The organism is Pseudoxanthomonas sp. PXM02 (assembly GCF_014851805.1).
In the GTDB taxonomy this organism is placed as follows: Bacteria; Pseudomonadota; Gammaproteobacteria; order Xanthomonadales; family Xanthomonadaceae; genus Pseudoxanthomonas_A.
On the sequence record NZ_JACVAK010000002.1, the window covers coordinates 563366 to 579298 of the forward strand.

Genomic DNA, 15933 nt, shown 5'->3' on the forward strand with positions numbered 1-15933 from the left:
TCCGGGGAGGGCGCGAAGGAATCAGCCGGCGTCGCGGCTGCGCTGTTTCAACGTCTGGATGAATTCCATCATGGGCGGACGCAGTCCGGCAAACAGGTCGTCGCTGTCCTTGCGATGGTCCAGCATCAGGCCGCTGAGCAGCTTGGTGCCGACGACCAGCGCGGCGCGCTCGTCGCCGCTGAAGCCGCGCTGGCGCTGGACGTTCTCGAGGATGCGCATCCAGTCGTCGTGGCAGCCGTGTTCGAATTCGATGGTGCAACGGCCGTTGCACTGCAGACCGTCGTCCTCGATGGGCGTGACGGTGATGCGGTAACGGTGGGGTGTGGTGGACATGATGGTGTGCGCGGGGGCGCGGTGGGGGAGTAAGGCCAAGATAGGCCCCCACCGGCGCACGAACGAGGGGCCGGGCCGCGATGGACTGTTCCGCGCGCCGCGGTGGTTCAGTCAGCGGCCGTCGGGCGGCCGTGGGCCCTGAACAGCGGCAGCGGATCGTACGCGCCGTCGGCGCCGTAGATGCCGTAATGCAGGTGCGGCGGCGTGCCCTGCGCGTTGCCGGTGGTGCCGACGAAGCCGAGCGTGTCGCCCGGTTGCACGACCTGTCCGGTCGACAACGCCGGCGCCCAGTCGTCCAGGTGCGCGTAGTAATGGCGCTCGCGACCGGGGCCGATCACCCAGACCTGTTTGCCGCCGAGACCGCCGTCACGCACCGAGGCCACCACGCCGCGCGTCGCGCTGAGCACGGGCGTGCCGCGCGTGGCGAAGATGTCCACGCCCTGGTGCGTACGGTCGCGGCCGCGCGGTGCACCGAACGTATCCGCGATCTGCCGCACGCGCACGTCCTGCACGGGCACGGGCAAGCTCGTCGGCGGCGGCGCGCGGGAGATGTCCCACATCATCCGTGCCGACGCCATGAACGGCTGGCCCCACGCCCAGGCCAGCAGTGCGCCGAGCGCCGCCAGCCACAGCAGCGTCCAGGCCAGCCGGCGCAAACGACGTGCGGCCGGACGCATCGGTCAGGGCAGCGGCGGCGGTTGCGGCTGCGACTGCGACAGCTGGCGCTCGAGCTGCGCCTTCAGCGAAGGATCCAGCTTCAGCTGTTTCGCCAGCTCGTCTAGGTAGGCGCGTTCCATGAAGTTCTGTTCGTCGGCCACCATCAGGCTGGCCAGGTACATCTCGGACGCGATCTCCGGCGTGCTGCCGGCGCGCGCGACCTCGGCCGGGTCCAGCGGCTTTTCCAGTTCGGCGTGCAGCCACTGCTGCAGTTCGCCGTCGGTGCCGACGCGCGAGAACTCGCCTTCGATCACTTCGCGCTCGCGCGCATCGATGTGGCCGTCCGCTTTTGCGGCCGCCACCAGCGCCTTGAGGATGGCCTGGCTGTGCAACTCGGCCTGCGGCGGCGGCAGACGATCGACCGTCTGCGGCGTGGCGCCGGCGGCGAAGCCCCCCTGTTGCTGCTTGTAGTCACCGTAGGCGCGGTAGGCCATCACGCCGATCGCGGCCAGGCCGCCGTAGGTGGCCAGGTTGCGCGTGGTCTTGTTCTTGCCGAGCAGCAGGCCCAGCGCACCGCCGGAAATCGCGCCCTTGCCGAAATCGGCATTGAGCACGCTGCCGGTGCCACTGGAGGATTTCAGCAGGTGGTCGAGGAAACCCTGGATCTTCATGCGGTCACTACCTTGCGTGGTGGGGATCACAGACTACCTGCGGGCGGTGACCGTCTTTCGCAACCGTGACTTCTGGCGGCGCAAAAAAATCGGGACGGCATGGCCGTCCCGATCTCGTGTCGCGTCAGGGTGTCGCAGCGATCAGGCTGCGGCGTCCTTCAGCTTCTTCAGCGGGCGCACCTTGACCTTCACCGAGGCGGGCTTGGCGGCGAACCACTGCTCTTCCTTGGTGAACGGGTTGATGCCCTTGCGCTTCGGCTTGGCCGGCACGTTGACGGCGCTGATCTTCAGCAGGCCCGGCAGGGTGAAGGAGCCAGCGCCCTTCTTGTTGACGGAGGCGTGCACGGCGCTTTCCAGCGAGGCCAGCACGGCGCGGACGTCCTTCGCGGCAACGGCGGTGGCTTCGGCGATGTGGGCGACGAGGCCCGACTTGCTCAGCGCTTCCTTGATCGGCTTCGGCGCGGCCGGCTTGGCGGCGGCCTTCGGTGCAGCTTTCTTGGCGGCCTTTTTCGGCGCGGCCTTCTTGGTGCTCTTTGCCATGTGTCCTGTCTCTGATGTCGAGTGGTTGGGTAATCGGGCCGATCGCATCGGCAAGCGAAATGTAGGGCAAAGCATTCGCTGCGCCAAGAGCAGAAAGCACCTGAAACGGCTTTTTTTTCGGTTTTTTTCTGTTTTCGTGTCGCCGCGCGTCGGAAATTGCCCGCAGGCATGACGAAATCACCTCGCGCACATGCACCGGAAGCGGCGTCCGGCGCGCATCGCGCGACCGGATGCCGCACCCCCGTGACGCTCAATCGTCGTCGTGTTTCGGCTTGTAGTTGTCCACCAGTTTCTGCTGCACGGCGGCGGGCACGGGCTCGTAGTGGCTGAAATCCAGGCTGTAGCGGCCCTGGCCGGCGGTCATGGACTTAAGCTCGGCGGCATACCCCTCCAGTTCGGCGAGCGGTACCTGCGCCTTCACCACGATCTCGCCGCGCGCCGCATCGGTGCCGTTGATGCGCGCCCGCTTGCCGGCGAGGTTGCCGGTGATGTCGCCGACCTGCGCCTCGGGCACGGCCACTTCCAGATCGACGACCGGCTCCAGTACCTGGGGTCGCGCCTTGGCGATGGCGTCGAGGAAGGCCTTCTTGCCCGCCGCCACGAAGGCCACTTCCTTGCTGTCCACCGCGTGGTGCTTGCCGTCGTGGACGACCACCCGGATGTCCTGCAGCGGATAGCCGGCCACCGCACCGCTGCCCAGCACCTGGCGCACGCCTTTCTCCACCGCCGGCAGGAATTGGCCGGGAATGGTGCCGCCTTTCACTTCATCGACGAATTCGAAACCGCCGCCGCGCGGCAGCGGCTCGATGCGCAGGGCCACTTCGCCGAACTGGCCGGCGCCGCCGGTCTGTTTCTTGTGCCGATGATGTCCCTCGGCCTTCGCGCCGATCGTCTCGCGGTAGGCGATGCGCGGCGGCCGCGTCTTCACTTCCACGGCATGACGATCTTTCAGCCGGTCCAACATCACGCGCAGGTGCAGGTCGGAGAGGCCGCGGATGACGGTCTCGTTCAACTCCGGCTGGTGCTCGACGACGAAGGCCGGATCCTCTTCGGCCAGCTTCTGCAGCGCGATCGACAGCTTCTGTTCCTGGCCCTTGCTGGCGGCTTCGATCGCCAGGCCGAACATCGGCTTGGGGAACGCCACCGGCGCCAGATGGATGTGGTCCTCGTCGTGGCTGTCGTGCAGCACCGCATCGAAATGCAGGTCGTCGACCTTGGCCACGGCCGCGATGTCGCCCGGAATCGCCTGGTCGACTTCCACGTGGTCCTTGCCCTTGAGCTTGAACAGGTGGCCGACCTTGAACGGCTTCTTGCCGTCGTCGACGAACAGCTGCGTGTCCTTCTTCAGCGTGCCCTGGTAGACGCGGAAGATCCCCAGCTTGCCGACGAAGGGATCGTTGACGATCTTGAAGACGTCGGCGATGACGTGCGCGCGCGGATCCGGTACCGCTTCGATCGGTTGCGGACCGCTGCCATTGAGCTTCACGAACGGCGGCGGATTGGCTTCGGCCGGGTTGGGGAACAGGCGCTCCGCCACGTCCAGCAGTTCCTTCACGCCCGTCCCGGTGCGCGCGGACGCGAAGCACACCGGCACCAGATGGCCCTCGCGCAGGCATTGCTCGAAGGCATCGTGCAGTTCCTCGCCGGACAGGCCGCCTTCGCCCAGGTCCAGGTAGTGCTCCATCACCGTCTCGTTGATCTCGACGACCTGGTCGATGATCTTCTGGTGCCAGTCGGCCACCTCGCCGAGGTCGGATGCGCCCGTCGATTGCCAGAAGCAGTCCACGACCGCCTTGCCGCCGTCGGCCGGCAGGTTGAGCGGCAGCACTTCCGGCCCGAACTCCTCGCGCAGCGCGGCCAGCACGCCGGCGCAGTCGGCGCCTTCGTGGTCGATCTTGTTGATGACGATGGCGCGGCACAGGTTGCGTTCGCGGGCGCGCTCCATCAGCCGGCGCGTGCCGTGCGCGACACCGGCATCGGCGTCGACGACGATCAGCGCGGTATCCACGGCGGAGAACGCCGACAGCGCCGGTCCGCGGAATTCCGGATAGCCGGGCGTATCGATCAGGTTGACGTGCATGCCGCCGTGGTCGGTGCTGGCGATGGCGGTGTCGATGGAATGGCCGCGGGTCTTTTCGATCGGATCGTGGTCCGACACGGTGGTGCCGCGTTCGATGGTGCCTGCCACCTGGAGGGCGCCGCCGGCATGCAGCAGGGCTTCGAACAAGGTTGTTTTGCCGGCGCCGGGGTGGCCCGCCAGGGCCACGTTGCGGATCTGTTGCGTGCTGTACGACATGAGGCCGTTCCTCCCGAAGGTTGGGGTCGAAGGGCCGTCATGGCTGTCCGGGCAGAGCGCATCCCGTGAGCGTGGCGCTCGGCGGGCGGTCATGGCGGACGGCCAGCATCGGCATGTGCCCGGGCGGGGTCAAGCCGCACTGCGGTACATGCCGTGAACATCCAGAGGTGTACCCTGCGTTCCCCTGACCCTGATGGAGCACGACCATGGCTTTGAAGCGTTACGCGGATGCGGTGTGGACCGGTGACCTGCAGTCCGGCAAGGGCACGCTGAGCACGCCGCAGAGCGGCCTGTTCGAAGGACAGAACTACTCCTTCAAGACCCGCTTCGGCGACGAGAAAGGTACCAACCCGGAAGAACTGCTGGCGGCGGCGCATGCCGGCTGCTTCACCATGGCGCTGTCGGCGGTGCTGGGCAAGGCCGGCTTCACCGCGGACAAGCTGCAGACGCGCGCCGAAGCGACGATGGAGCCGGGCATGGATCCAGGCCCGACCGTCACCGGCATCAAGCTGACCGTGTCGGGCAGCGTGCCGGGCATCAGCGCGGCGCAGTTCGAAGAGATCGCCCAGCAGGCCAAGGCCGGTTGCGTGATTTCGCGCGCGCTGTCGGTGCCGGTGTCGCTGGAGGCGACGCTGCTTTGACAGCGGTACGGGCCGCGCTGCTGGTGCATGGCGCCGGTGGCGGCGGCTGGGAGTGGAACGTGTGGCGCGGCGTGCTCGAAGCGAACGGGATCGCCGTCGTCGCGCCCGATCTGCAACCGGTGGCCGCGGGACTCGCGGCCACCGGTTTCGATGATTACCTGCAGCAGGCGCGCGATGCGCTGGAGTCGCTGCCGCGCCCACGCGTCCTCGTCGGCGCCAGCCTGGGTGGCCTGCTCGCGCTGGGCATCGCCGATGCGGCCGATGCGCTGGTCCTGGTGAATCCGCTGCCGCCTGCCCCGTGGCATGCATCGCTTCCGTCGCGGGTGTGGCCGGATGTCGTGCCGTGGCGTCGCGATGCGCGGCTTGATGGGACGCGTCGTGCGCTGCCGGGCGCCGATGAAGCGACGGCGCTGTTCGCGTTCCGCCACTGGCGCAACGAGTCCGGGAAGGTGTTGCGCACGGCGTGCGATGGCCTGCCACTGGCGCGGCCCGCCTGTCCGACGCTGGTCATCGCATCCCTCGAAGACGAGGATGTGCCGCCAGCGATCACGCAGGCGATGGCCACCGCGTGGAAGCTGGACATCCTGCAAACGCTTTCACGCTCGCACGTCGGTCCGTTGCTGGGCCGCGAAGCGGCAGGCATCGCCGCGCAAACTGTCGAATGGGTAAACCGCGCTGTTCATGTCGGCTGAGTTCAGCCCGATTTCACCCGTTGGAGCCGAGCATGCGCTCACGCCAATCCGGCGTGGGGGAGTACCCGACATGAAGCGTCTTTCCGCCACCGTGCTGGCCCTCGGCCTGCTCGCCACCGGTGTGGCCTCCGCGCAGTCCACGCGGCACTACGGCACCTCCGACCGGTACGGCGATGAACCCTATTACGACTATGCGCGTGTCGTGCGGGTGGATCCCATCATCGAAGGCGGCTATCGCGACACGCGTGGCACGACTTCCCAGCAGTGCTACTACCGCGACGCGGACGATGTATATGCGCGTGACGTTTACCGCGACGATGCGTATTCCAACCGCGGCTACGGCGATGTGTACGACAACGGGGACTACCGCGACGTGTACGGACAAGACGGCTATGGCCAGCGCCGCACCTCCACCGGCGGTACCGAAGCCGGCCGTACCGTGGCTACCGTGATCGGCGGCATCGCCGGTGCGGTGCTGGGCAGCAAGGTCGGCGATGGCAGTGGCCGTTACGTCGGCACGGCGGTCGGTTCGATGGTCGGCGGTATGGCCGGTCGCTCCATCTACGACAACAACCAGCGCAACCGCCAGGTGCAACGCGGCCAGGTGCGCGTCTGCGATCCGGTGCCGGTGAACGATGGCCGCTATGGCGACGACTACTACGGCGATGGCCGGGTCTCCGGTTACGACGTGACCTACGAGTACGGCGGCCGCACCTACCGCACGCGCACCGGTTACCACCCGGGCGAGCGCATGCGCGTACGCGTGGACGTACGTCCCGAATGACTCCTGCGTTACGCGGGAGCCCGGGGCGGTAGGCAGGGGATTGCCGCGAAAGGGGCCGCAAGGCCCCTTTTTTGCGCCCGTTGCCGTCGCGCGCGCCACCGCGCATAGTCCCGCGCTGGATCAGGACAGGAGTGCGGCATGCGGCGTCTGGCATGGGGAATGGGCGGGTTATTGGCCTGTGCGGGTATTGCGCAGGCACAGGTACAGGTGGTGACGGCCGCACGCGTGCATACGTCCGATCCCTCGCGACCGGTTGCCGAAGCGATGGCGTGGGACGCCCAGGGGCGCATCCTGGCCGTGGGCGACACGCGCGAGCTGCTTGCGCGCTATCCCGATGCGACACGCATCGACGCTGCCGGCAAGACGGTGATCCCCGGTCTGATCGACGCACATGGCCATGTCATGGGCCTGGGTTACGCCCTGATGCGCGCCGACCTGGTGGATGCGCAGGACAAGAACGAGGTGATCGCGCGATTGCGCGCGTTCGAAAAACAGCTCCCGCCGAATGCCTGGTTGTTGGGCGGCGGCTGGGACCAGAACGATTGGCCGGAAAAGGCCTTCCCTGGCGCCGCGGATCTCGATGCCGCGTTCCCTGACCGTCCGGTCTGGCTTGAGCGCGTGGACGGCCATGCCGGCTGGGCCAACAGTGCGGCGCTGCGTGCGGTGGCGGCGAAGGCCACGCGTTCGCTCGACGGTGACTGGCAGCCCGAGGGTGGGCGCATCGAACGCGTCGGCGGCAAGCCGAGCGGGGTGTTCATCGATGCCGCGATGGCGCTGGTCAATGCCGTGGTGCCGGCGCCCGATGCCGCATATCGGCGCCAGGCATTGGAGAAAGCCACGCAGGCCGCCGTGCGCAACGGCCTGACCGGTGTGCACGACATGGGCGTGTCGCGCGAGGATCTGGCGCTGATGAAGCAGTTCGCCGACGAGGGTCGCCTGCCGCTGCGCATCGATGCCTACGCCGACGGCGATGGCGCCGCGCTGGCGGACCTCTGCGAACACGGGACGTATCGCCACGCGGGTGGCCGCCTGCAGATGACAGGCGTGAAGCTGTACGCCGATGGCGCCTTGGGCAGTCGCGGCGCGGCGTTGCTGGAGGACTACAGCGACGATCCCGGCAACCGCGGCCTGCTGGTGACCGAGCCGGCGGCGCTGGAATCGGCGATGCGCAAGGCGCGTGGCTGCGGCGTGCAGGTGGCGACGCATGCCATTGGCGATCGTGGCAACCGCCTGGTGCTGGACGCTTACCAGCGCGTGCTGGGCGATGCGGCGAAAACCGACCATCGCTGGCGTATCGAGCATGCGCAGGTGGTGGCACCGGAGGAGTTTCCGCGCTTCGCTGCGCTCGGCGTGATCGCGTCGATGCAGCCGACGCATGCGACGTCCGACATGCCGTGGGCGCAGGATCGGCTGGGGCCCGTACGCATCACCGGCGCCTACGCCTGGCAGCGTCTGCAGGGCAGTGGCGTGAAGCTGGCGCTGGGTTCGGACTTCCCCGTGGAGTCGGTCGATCCGCGGCGCGGCCTGCATGCAGCGGTGACGCGGCAGGATGGCAAGGATCATCCCGACGGCGGCTGGATGCCGGACCAGCGTCTGAGTGCTGCGGAGGCGCTGCGCGGATTCACCGCGGACGCCGCATGGGCGGGTCACGACGAAGCGAAAGTTGGTCGGCTAGCACCGGGCTTGCGCGCGGACTTCGTGATCCTCGACGAGGATCCGCTGGCGATCCCGGGCGAACAGCTCGACGACTTGCACGTCCGTTCCACGTGGGTGGATGGCAAGGCGGTCTACGAAGTCGAGTAGCGGCTGCTTCCTCTAGGAGCGACGTCAGTCGCGACCGCGTGCCTCGATGGCCCTTGAACCATGAAGTGTGCAGTGACTGCACACATCAGGCCGTAAGTGAGCGGAAATCTTCCGGTCGCGACTTACGTCGCTCCTACAGTGGGAGCGGATATCACCAGTCGATCTGACCGGTGACGATGGTGCGCACATGACCGCCGGACCAGACTTCGCCGGCGTCGTCGACGCGCAGTTGCAGGCGCGCGTCATAACCGACTTCGCGCCCCTGGCTGACGATGTAGCGCCCATCGCGGCCGGGCAGCGCATCGCGTGACGCCAGCCAGGCCGCCAGCGTCGCGTTGGCGGCGCCGGAGGCTGCATCTTCGAACGCGGCAGGCGCACCGACGAAGGCACGCACGGCGAGGTCATACGGTTGGCCTGGGGTGCGGGCATAGGCGCAGACGCCCATGCTTTCGGTGGCACGGGCGAGGGCGCCGATGGCGTCCCAATCCGGCATGGCGCCACGCAGCGTGGCTTCGTCGCTCACCTCGGCAAGCCACCAGCGGCGACCGCCATCGACGAGGGCAGGCGGCAGATCGCCGGCCGGGAGGTTCGCGAGCGCCGCGCGCAGGGCTTCATTATTCGAAGGATCACCCACCTTCACCACCTGCGCGCGTGGCGTGCGCACGGCGATGGTGCGGCCGGCACCGTCGCCGTCCACGCGCAACGGCAGCACCCCGACCGCGCCTTCCTGCATCAGCAGGCCGTCGACCGGTGTCGCCAGTCCCGCGTCGAGCACGACGTGCGCGGTGCCAACGCTGGGATGGCCGGCGAACGGGACTTCGCGGCGCGGACTGAACATGCGGACGGCATAACTCGCGCCGGGTTGCGTGGGCGCGAACACAAACGTGGTTTCCGGCAGGCGCGTCCAGCGGGCGATGGCCTGCATGGCGGCGTCATCCAGGCCGGCGGCGTCGAGGACGACGGCCAGCGGGTTGCCGGCACCGGGACGGTCGGCGAATACGTCCAGCTGGACGTAGCGGCGGAGGGTCATGGGGGATGTTGTCGCGTGGGGGCCGCGCAGCTTACCAAGTCATCCGGCCGTCGATGACCAACTGCGCCTGACCGCCGATCCAGACCTCGCCCTCCTCATCGACGCGCAAGGCCACGCGACCATCGCGACCCAGTTCGCGCCCCTGGCTGGCGATGTAGCTTCCGTCGTCGCCGGGCAGCGTGCCCGCGGCCTGCAGGGCGGCGGCGATGCAGGCATTGACGCTCCCGGTGACCGGGTCTTCGGGAATGTTGTCGGCGGGGCAGAAGGCGCGCACCGCGAGCTGGTGACCCGTGCCCGAGGGTGCGCGGCCGAACACCGCGAGCCCCACGGCGTCGGTCGCCTGGGTCAGTGTGGCGATCGCGGCCAGATCGGGTGCGAGCTGGCGCACGGCGTCCTCGCTTTCCAGTTCCACCAGCCACCACGAGGGGCCGTTGTTCCATAGCGCCGCCGGCAGGCCAGCGGTGGGCAGCGTGGCGAGGACGGCCTGCAAGGCGTTGTCTGGCGGTGCGAGGTCGACACGACCCGCACGTGGTGCACGCAGCCTGATTGTGCGCTGCGGGCTCTGGTCGTCGGCCTGGACCGGCAGCAAGCCAGCGGCGCATTCCTGGATCAGGGCAGCGGTGTCGGTGACCAGGCCCGTCTCCAGCGCCACCCAGGCTGCACCGACGCTGGGATGGCCGGCGAACGGCAGTTCCTGGCGCGGCGTAAAGATGCGGATGCGGTAACTGGCATCGGCCGTGGTCGGTGGCAGGAAGAAGATGGTCTCGGACAGGTTGGTCCAGGCCGCGAACGCCTGCATGCGCTCGCTGTCCCAGTCGGCGGCGTCCAGCACCACGCCCAGCGGGTTGCCGGCGCCGGGGCGGTCGGCGAATACGTCGACCTGCAGATAGCGATGGGAGGTTCGTTGCATGCGGTACGGTCCGGTCGCGCCGGGAGGCTTCGGCTAGAATCGACGGTTCACGCCCGAACGGTTCGGGCATCCCTCCCCATTCTATCCATGCCCTCTGCCACCCCCGCGTCTGATCGTTGGATCGTCCTCAAGTTCGGCGGCACCTCGGTGTCGCGTCGCCACCGCTGGAACACGATCGGAAAACTGGCGAAACAGCGGGCGGACGAACAGGGAGCGCGCGTGCTGGTGGTGGTGTCGGCGCTGTCGGGCGTCACCAACGAGCTGACCGCCATCGCCGACGGCGCCGCGGACAGCGCGGAACGCGTGGCGAAGCTCGAACAGCGCCATCGCGAATTCCTCGCCGAACTGGAACTGGACGCCGACGCGGTACTCGGCGAGCGCCTTGCGGCGTTGCGCAACCTGCTGACCGATTCCCGCGCCGCCAGCCGTGCGCTGGACTGGCAGGCCGAAGTGCTGGGGCAGGGCGAACTGCTGTCATCCACGCTGGGCGCGGCCTACCTGCGCGCGCAGGGACTGGATTTCGGCTGGGTCGATGCGCGCCACTGGCTGCAGGCCAACTTCCTGCCGAACCAGAGCGCGTGGGCGCAACGTCTGTCGGTGTCGTGCAACACCGCGCCGGACCAGGATTGGCGCCGTGCCTTCGCCGGCCAGCCGGCGCAGATGCTGCTGACGCAGGGCTTCATTTCGCGCCATGCCGACGGCGGCACGGCCATCCTCGGTCGCGGAGGCTCGGACACGTCGGCGGCGTACTTCGGTGCATTGCTGGGTGCGCAGCGTGTGGAAATCTGGACGGACGTGCCCGGCATGTTCAGCGCCAACCCGCGCGAAGTGCCCGATGCGCGCCTGCTGACGCGACTGGACTACTACGAAGCGCAGGAAATCGCGACCACCGGCGCGAAGGTGCTGCATCCGCGCTCCATCAAGCCCTGCCGCGACGCCGGCGTGGCGATGGCGATCCTGGACACCGAGCGTCCGGAACTGCCGGGCACGACGATCGACGGCAACGCGCTGACGGTGCCGGGCGTGAAGGCGGTGAGTCGCCGCAACGGCATCGTGCTGGTGTCGATGGAAGGCATCGGCATGTGGCAGCAGGTCGGCTTCCTGGCCGACGTGTTTGCCCGCTTCAAGAAGCACGGTCTGTCGGTGGACCTGATCGGTTCGTCCGAGACCAACGTCACCGTGTCGCTGGATCCCAGCGAGAACCTGGTCAACACCGACGTGCTGGCCGCGCTGTCGGCCGATCTGGCCGAGATCTGCCGGGTGAAGGTGATCGCGCCGTGCACGGCCATCACCCTGGTCGGTCGCGGCATGCGCTCGCTGCTGCACAAGCTGTCGGATGTGTGGGCGATGTTCGGTCGCGAGCGCGTGCACCTGATCTCGCAGTCGTCGAACGACCTCAACCTGACCTTCGTCATCGACGAGGCCGACGCCGACGGCATGCTGCCGCTGCTGCATGAGGCGCTGATCGACAGCGGTGCGATGCCGGCCGACGAGGCCAGCGTGTTCGGTCCCAGCTGGCGCGAGATCAACGGCGCGGTGCGCCAGCGTGACGTGCGCTGGTGGAGCCTGCCGACTGCGCGTGAAAAGCTGCTGTCGCTGGCGCAGGGCGATACCCCGCGCTACGTCTACAACCTGGACGTCGTACGTGCCCGCGCCCGTGCGCTGGCGGGCATTGCGGCGGTGGATCACCGCTTCTTCGCGATCAAGGCCAACTCCCACCCCGCCATCCTGCGCGCGCTGGTGGAAGAGGGCTTCGGCCTGGAGTGCGTGTCCCGCGGCGAGCTGGAACGCGTGTTCGACGTCGCACCGTCGCTGCCGATGGAGCGCGTGCTGTTCACCCCGAGCTTCGCCCCGCGCGCCGAGTACGCCTTCGCACTGGAGCGCGGCATCAACGTCACGCTCGACAACGTGGAGGCGCTGCAGCAGTGGCCCGAGGTGTTCCGTGGGCGTCGACTGTGGCTGCGCGTGGACCTGGGGCGCGGTGATGGCCACCACGACAAGGTCAAGACGGGCGGAAAGAGCTCGAAGTTCGGACTGCCGCTGGCCAAGCTGGACGAATTCCTCGTCGCCGCCCGCGCGCTGGATGTGCGCATCACCGGCCTGCATGCGCATCTCGGCAGCGGCGTGGACAGTCCGCAGCACTGGAACCAGATCGCCGACGAACTCGGCGGGCTGGCCGACCAGATCGGTACGATCGAGACCATCGACATCGGCGGCGGCCTGCCGATTCCCTATGCCGAGGGCGACGAACCGTTCGACCTGGCCGCATGGGGCGAAGGCCTCGCTGCGATCAAGGCGGCCTATCCCGCCTACCAGCTGGTGATCGAACCGGGCCGTTACCTGGTGGCGGAGTCGGGCGTGCTGCTCGCCCACGTCACGCAGGTCGTCGAGAAGCTGGGCATCCGCCGCGTCGGCAGCGATGCAGGCATGCACACGCTCGTGCGCCCCGCGCTGTACGACGCCTGGCACGACGTGGCCAACCTGTCGCGGCTGGACGACACGGCGCAGGAACCGTTCGACGTGGTCGGTCCGATCTGCGAATCGAGCGACATCTTCGGCAAGCGTCGTCGCTTGCCGTCCGCGACCAACGAAGGCGACGTGCTGCTGTTCTCCGATGCCGGCGCCTACGGTTACGTGATGGCCAGCCACTACAACCTGCGCGGCTTGCCGGGCGAAGATGTCATCGAAGGTATCGCCGTCGATGCGTCAGCCTGACGTGCCCGCTGTTCTTCTTCATTGTTTTGCCTGCCATGAAGGGCAGGCGGCTTCTTCCATGGATCACGCATGACGACGTTCGACAAATCCAGCATCCGCATCTTCCGTTTCGTCCGTTGCGACTTCGACGCGGACAGCGGCGTGGCGAGGCTGGTCTACGCCTTCGACGACGGCCCGGAGCTGACCGAGACGGTGACCATCCCGGGCGCGCCGTTCACGCTGGATGCAACGCGCGCGCAGGCTGTCGAGCAGGCGGTGCGGCTGCTGCACCTGATCACCGGCGTCAGCTATTACAAGGCTGCGGTGCCGAACGAGATCCGCATCGACGGGTATGCCATCGATGCCGCGACCGCCGTGCTGATGGAGCAGGTCTACGTGCACGGCCTGGGCGAGTTCGCCTATCGCAATGGCCTGAGCCTGCATGGCCGTGTCCGCTTCCCGGTCGGTGCGCCGGCGCAACCGGCCGCACCCACCGCGGGGCTGGGCGAACATGCGCTGGTCGCCATCGGCGGCGGCAAGGATTCGCTGGTCAGCATCGAGGCGCTGCGTGGCGCTGGCGTCGACCAGACCGTGACCTGGATCGGCGGTTCGCAACTGATCGCGGCCTGCGCCGCGCGTACCGGCCTGCCGACGCTCAACATCGGCCGCGCGCTGGCGCCGGAGCTGTTCGAGTACAACCGCCAGGGCGCGTGGAACGGTCATATCCCGGTGACCGCGATCAACTCGGCGATCATGGTGCTGGCTGCGCTGCTGCACGGCGTGGACCAGGTGGTGTTCTCCAACGAACGCTCGGCCAGCTACGGCAGCATGATCCCCGGCACAGGCGAGGTGAACCACCAGTGGTCGAAGGGCTGGGCGTTCGAGCTGGCGTTCGGTGAGTTCGTGCAGTCGCATGTCGCTGCCGATCTGCACTACTACTCGCTGCTGCGTCCGCTGTCGGAACTGGCGGTGGCGCGACAGTTCGCGCGGACCGACCACTACGACGCGCACTTCTCCAGCTGCAACCGCAACTTCCACCTGCTGGGCGAGCGTCCGACCAACCGCTGGTGCGGCGTGTGCCCGAAGTGCCATTTCGTGTTCCTGGCGCTGGCACCGTTCATGCCGAAGCCGCGGCTGGTCGGCATCTTTGGCCGCAACCTGCTGGATGACGCGAACCAGACCGCCGGCTTCGACGCGCTGCTGGAGTACCAGGACCACAAGCCGTTCGAATGCGTCGGTGAAGGCCAGGAATCGCGCGCGGCGATGGCGACGCTGGGCGACCGCCCCGAATGGCGCGAAGACACGATCGTAGCGCGCTTCAATCACGAGATCCGTCCGCAACTCGATGCCGTCGAACTGACCGTGGCGCCGCTGCTGGAGATCGGCGGCGAGCACCGCGTCCCCGCCGCGCTGTGGGAGCGCCTGCGTGCGAATTTCGCAGCTTGAGGGAAAACGCGTCGCGCTGTGGGGATGGGGCCGTGAAGGTCGCGCCGCCCATCATGCGATCCGTGAGCGGCTGCCGGCGCTGCCGCTGACGCTGTTCTGCAACGACGCCGAGGCGGCGGACGCGGCCTCGCTGGGCGATGCGCTGCTGGCGGTGGAGACGCAAGCGACTGCCGAGCGCCTGTCGTCGTTCGACATCGTCATCAAGTCGCCGGGCATCAGCCCCAACAGTCCGGTGGCGCTCACGGCCGCGGCCATGGGGACGTGCTTCATTGGTGGCACCGGCCTGTGGTTCGCCGAGCATGCGGGCGACGACGGTGTGGTCGCGAACACGTTCTGCGTCACCGGCACCAAGGGCAAGAGCACGACGACCTCGCTGCTGGCTCATCTGCTGCGCGCATCGGGTCGTCGCACCGCGCTGGTCGGCAACATCGGCCTGCCATTGTTGGAGGTGCTGGATCCGCAGGCGGCACCCGACGCATGGGCCATCGAGCTGTCGAGTTACCAGACCGGCGATGTCGCGGCGAGCGGCGCGCATCCTGACGTCGCGGTCGTGCTGAACCTGTTTCCGGAACATCTGGACTGGCATGGCAGCGAAGCGCGCTATGTCGAGGACAAGCTGAAGCTGGTCACCGACGCGCATCCGCGCATCGCGGTGCTCAACGCCGCCGATCCGCGCCTCGCCGCGCTGGCACTTCCGCACAGCGATGTGCGCTGGTTCAACCGTGCCGACGGCTGGCACCTGCGCGAGGATGATCTGTATCGCGGCGACGTGTTCGTCATGGACACGCTGCCACTGCCGCTGCCGGGGCGGCACAACCGCAGCAACCTGTGCGCGGTGCTGACGGCGCTGGAAGCGGCGGGCATCGATGCGCTGCCGCTGGCCGCGCATGCGCACTCCTTCCGTCCGTTGCCGAACCGTCTGCAGACAATGGGGACGCACGACGGCATCACCTGGGTCAACGACTCCATCAGCACCACGCCACATGCGACGCTGGCGGCGCTGGAGTGCTTCGCCGGCCGCCGCATCGCGCTGCTGGTCGGCGGTCACGACCGCGGCGTGGACTGGGCGGATTTCGCGGCGCATATGCGCGACCAGGCACCGCACGCCATCATCACGATGGGCGCCAATGGTCCCCGCATCCATGAGCTCTTGGCGCCGGTGACAGGCGGGGGTGGCTTCATCCTGCAGGGCGTGGAGACGCTGCCTGAGGCTGTCGCTGCCGCCCATGCGTCACTGGATGGCGAGGGTGTCGTGTTGCTGTCGCCTGGCGCGCCGAGCTTTGGCCAGTACCGCGACTACGTGGCGCGCGGCCGGCATTTCGCCGAACTGGCCGGCTTCAATCCTGATGACATCACTGCGATTCCCGGACTCGGGATCGCCTGAGGACACGAGCCGTCACGGCCGTTGTAAGCATTCGGTCTTACACTCGGCAGGT

The 15933-nt window shown here is 68.1% G+C and carries 14 protein-coding genes; 7 read left to right on the top strand and 7 right to left on the bottom strand.

The features are described from left to right. Nucleotides 1–21 precede the first annotated feature (21 nt). The 5 genes from IB225_RS11400 to fusA form a co-directional block, all read right to left on the bottom strand. Nucleotides 22–333, bottom strand: a complete 312-nt coding sequence (locus IB225_RS11400) for a DUF3861 domain-containing protein (RefSeq protein ID WP_192311361.1) — start codon at nucleotides 331–333, stop codon at nucleotides 22–24. Between the two features lie 107 nt (nucleotides 334–440). Next, complete coding sequence (locus IB225_RS11405) at nucleotides 441–1010, bottom strand: M23 family metallopeptidase (protein ID WP_192311362.1); 570 nt, start codon at nucleotides 1008–1010, stop codon at nucleotides 441–443. 3 nt (nucleotides 1011–1013) lie between these two features. Next, the gene (locus IB225_RS11410) at nucleotides 1014–1661 is read right to left on the bottom strand and encodes a tellurite resistance TerB family protein (RefSeq protein WP_192311363.1); all 648 of its coding nucleotides are present in this window, start codon (nucleotides 1659–1661) and stop codon (nucleotides 1014–1016) included. A gap of 141 nt (nucleotides 1662–1802) precedes the next feature. Then, entirely contained in the window at nucleotides 1803–2201 is a 399-nt protein-coding gene (locus IB225_RS11415) for an HU family DNA-binding protein (protein WP_056878154.1), read from the bottom strand. Between the two features lie 250 nt (nucleotides 2202–2451). Then, nucleotides 2452–4497: an elongation factor G gene (gene fusA, locus IB225_RS11420; protein WP_192311364.1), complete on the bottom strand. Its 2046-nt coding sequence runs from the start codon at nucleotides 4495–4497 to the stop codon at nucleotides 2452–2454. A gap of 206 nt (nucleotides 4498–4703) precedes the next feature. Between fusA and IB225_RS11425 the strand changes: the two genes are divergently transcribed. From IB225_RS11425 to IB225_RS11440, 4 genes are all read left to right on the top strand, one after another. Beyond that, complete coding sequence (locus IB225_RS11425; protein ID WP_192311365.1) at nucleotides 4704–5138, top strand: OsmC family protein; 435 nt, start codon at nucleotides 4704–4706, stop codon at nucleotides 5136–5138. After that, on the top strand, nucleotides 5135–5830 hold the full coding sequence (locus tag IB225_RS11430) for an alpha/beta fold hydrolase (RefSeq protein WP_192311366.1): 696 nt from the start codon (nucleotides 5135–5137) through the stop codon (nucleotides 5828–5830). Before IB225_RS11425 ends, IB225_RS11430 begins: the two co-directional genes overlap by 4 nt. 70 nt (nucleotides 5831–5900) lie before the next feature. Continuing rightward, the gene (locus tag IB225_RS11435) at nucleotides 5901–6614 is read left to right on the top strand and encodes a glycine zipper 2TM domain-containing protein (protein ID WP_192311367.1); all 714 of its coding nucleotides are present in this window, start codon (nucleotides 5901–5903) and stop codon (nucleotides 6612–6614) included. Nucleotides 6615–6752: 138 nt separating this feature from the next. Next, nucleotides 6753–8417, top strand: coding sequence for an amidohydrolase (locus tag IB225_RS11440; protein WP_305076409.1), 1665 nt, complete (start codon nucleotides 6753–6755; stop codon nucleotides 8415–8417). A 151-nt stretch (nucleotides 8418–8568) separates the two neighbouring features. Here IB225_RS11440 and IB225_RS11445 read toward each other — a convergent pair whose 3' ends face one another. Both IB225_RS11445 and IB225_RS11450 read right to left on the bottom strand, forming a co-directional pair. After that, nucleotides 8569–9447, bottom strand: a complete 879-nt coding sequence (locus tag IB225_RS11445; protein WP_192311368.1) for a PhzF family phenazine biosynthesis protein — start codon at nucleotides 9445–9447, stop codon at nucleotides 8569–8571. 31 nt (nucleotides 9448–9478) lie between these two features. Further along, on the bottom strand, nucleotides 9479–10357 hold the full coding sequence (locus IB225_RS11450) for a PhzF family phenazine biosynthesis protein (RefSeq protein ID WP_192311369.1): 879 nt from the start codon (nucleotides 10355–10357) through the stop codon (nucleotides 9479–9481). A gap of 87 nt (nucleotides 10358–10444) precedes the next feature. Between IB225_RS11450 and IB225_RS11455 the strand changes: the two genes are divergently transcribed. From IB225_RS11455 to murD, 3 genes are all read left to right on the top strand, one after another. Beyond that, complete coding sequence (locus tag IB225_RS11455) at nucleotides 10445–13072, top strand: bifunctional aspartate kinase/diaminopimelate decarboxylase (RefSeq protein WP_192311370.1); 2628 nt, start codon at nucleotides 10445–10447, stop codon at nucleotides 13070–13072. Between the two features lie 69 nt (nucleotides 13073–13141). After that, nucleotides 13142–14497 (top strand): UDP-N-acetyl-alpha-D-muramoyl-L-alanyl-L-glutamate epimerase, encoded by a 1356-nt coding sequence (gene murL / locus IB225_RS11460; protein WP_192311371.1) that lies wholly within the window; start codon nucleotides 13142–13144, stop codon nucleotides 14495–14497. Next, entirely contained in the window at nucleotides 14478–15881 is a 1404-nt protein-coding gene (murD, locus tag IB225_RS11465) for a UDP-N-acetylmuramoyl-L-alanine--D-glutamate ligase (protein ID WP_192311372.1), read from the top strand. Before murL ends, murD begins: the two co-directional genes overlap by 20 nt. Nucleotides 15882–15933 lie beyond the last annotated feature (52 nt).

Coding starts and splice junctions, on each gene's coding strand:
- IB225_RS11425 (WP_192311365.1), top strand. CDS start 4,704: ATGGCTTTGAAGCGTTACGCGGATGCGGTGTGGACCGGTGACCTGCAG.
- IB225_RS11400 (WP_192311361.1), bottom strand. CDS start 333: ATGTCCACCACACCCCACCGTTACCGCATCACCGTCACGCCCATCGAG.
- fusA (WP_192311364.1), bottom strand. CDS start 4,497: ATGTCGTACAGCACGCAACAGATCCGCAACGTGGCCCTGGCGGGCCAC.
- IB225_RS11455 (WP_192311370.1), top strand. CDS start 10,445: ATGCCCTCTGCCACCCCCGCGTCTGATCGTTGGATCGTCCTCAAGTTC.
- IB225_RS11410 (WP_192311363.1), bottom strand. CDS start 1,661: ATGAAGATCCAGGGTTTCCTCGACCACCTGCTGAAATCCTCCAGTGGC.
- IB225_RS11445 (WP_192311368.1), bottom strand. CDS start 9,447: ATGACCCTCCGCCGCTACGTCCAGCTGGACGTATTCGCCGACCGTCCC.
- IB225_RS11440 (WP_305076409.1), top strand. CDS start 6,753: ATGCGGCGTCTGGCATGGGGAATGGGCGGGTTATTGGCCTGTGCGGGT.
- IB225_RS11405 (WP_192311362.1), bottom strand. CDS start 1,010: ATGCGTCCGGCCGCACGTCGTTTGCGCCGGCTGGCCTGGACGCTGCTG.
- IB225_RS11450 (WP_192311369.1), bottom strand. CDS start 10,357: ATGCAACGAACCTCCCATCGCTATCTGCAGGTCGACGTATTCGCCGAC.
- murL (WP_192311371.1), top strand. CDS start 13,142: ATGACGACGTTCGACAAATCCAGCATCCGCATCTTCCGTTTCGTCCGT.
- IB225_RS11415 (WP_056878154.1), bottom strand. CDS start 2,201: ATGGCAAAGAGCACCAAGAAGGCCGCGCCGAAAAAGGCCGCCAAGAAA.
- IB225_RS11435 (WP_192311367.1), top strand. CDS start 5,901: ATGAAGCGTCTTTCCGCCACCGTGCTGGCCCTCGGCCTGCTCGCCACC.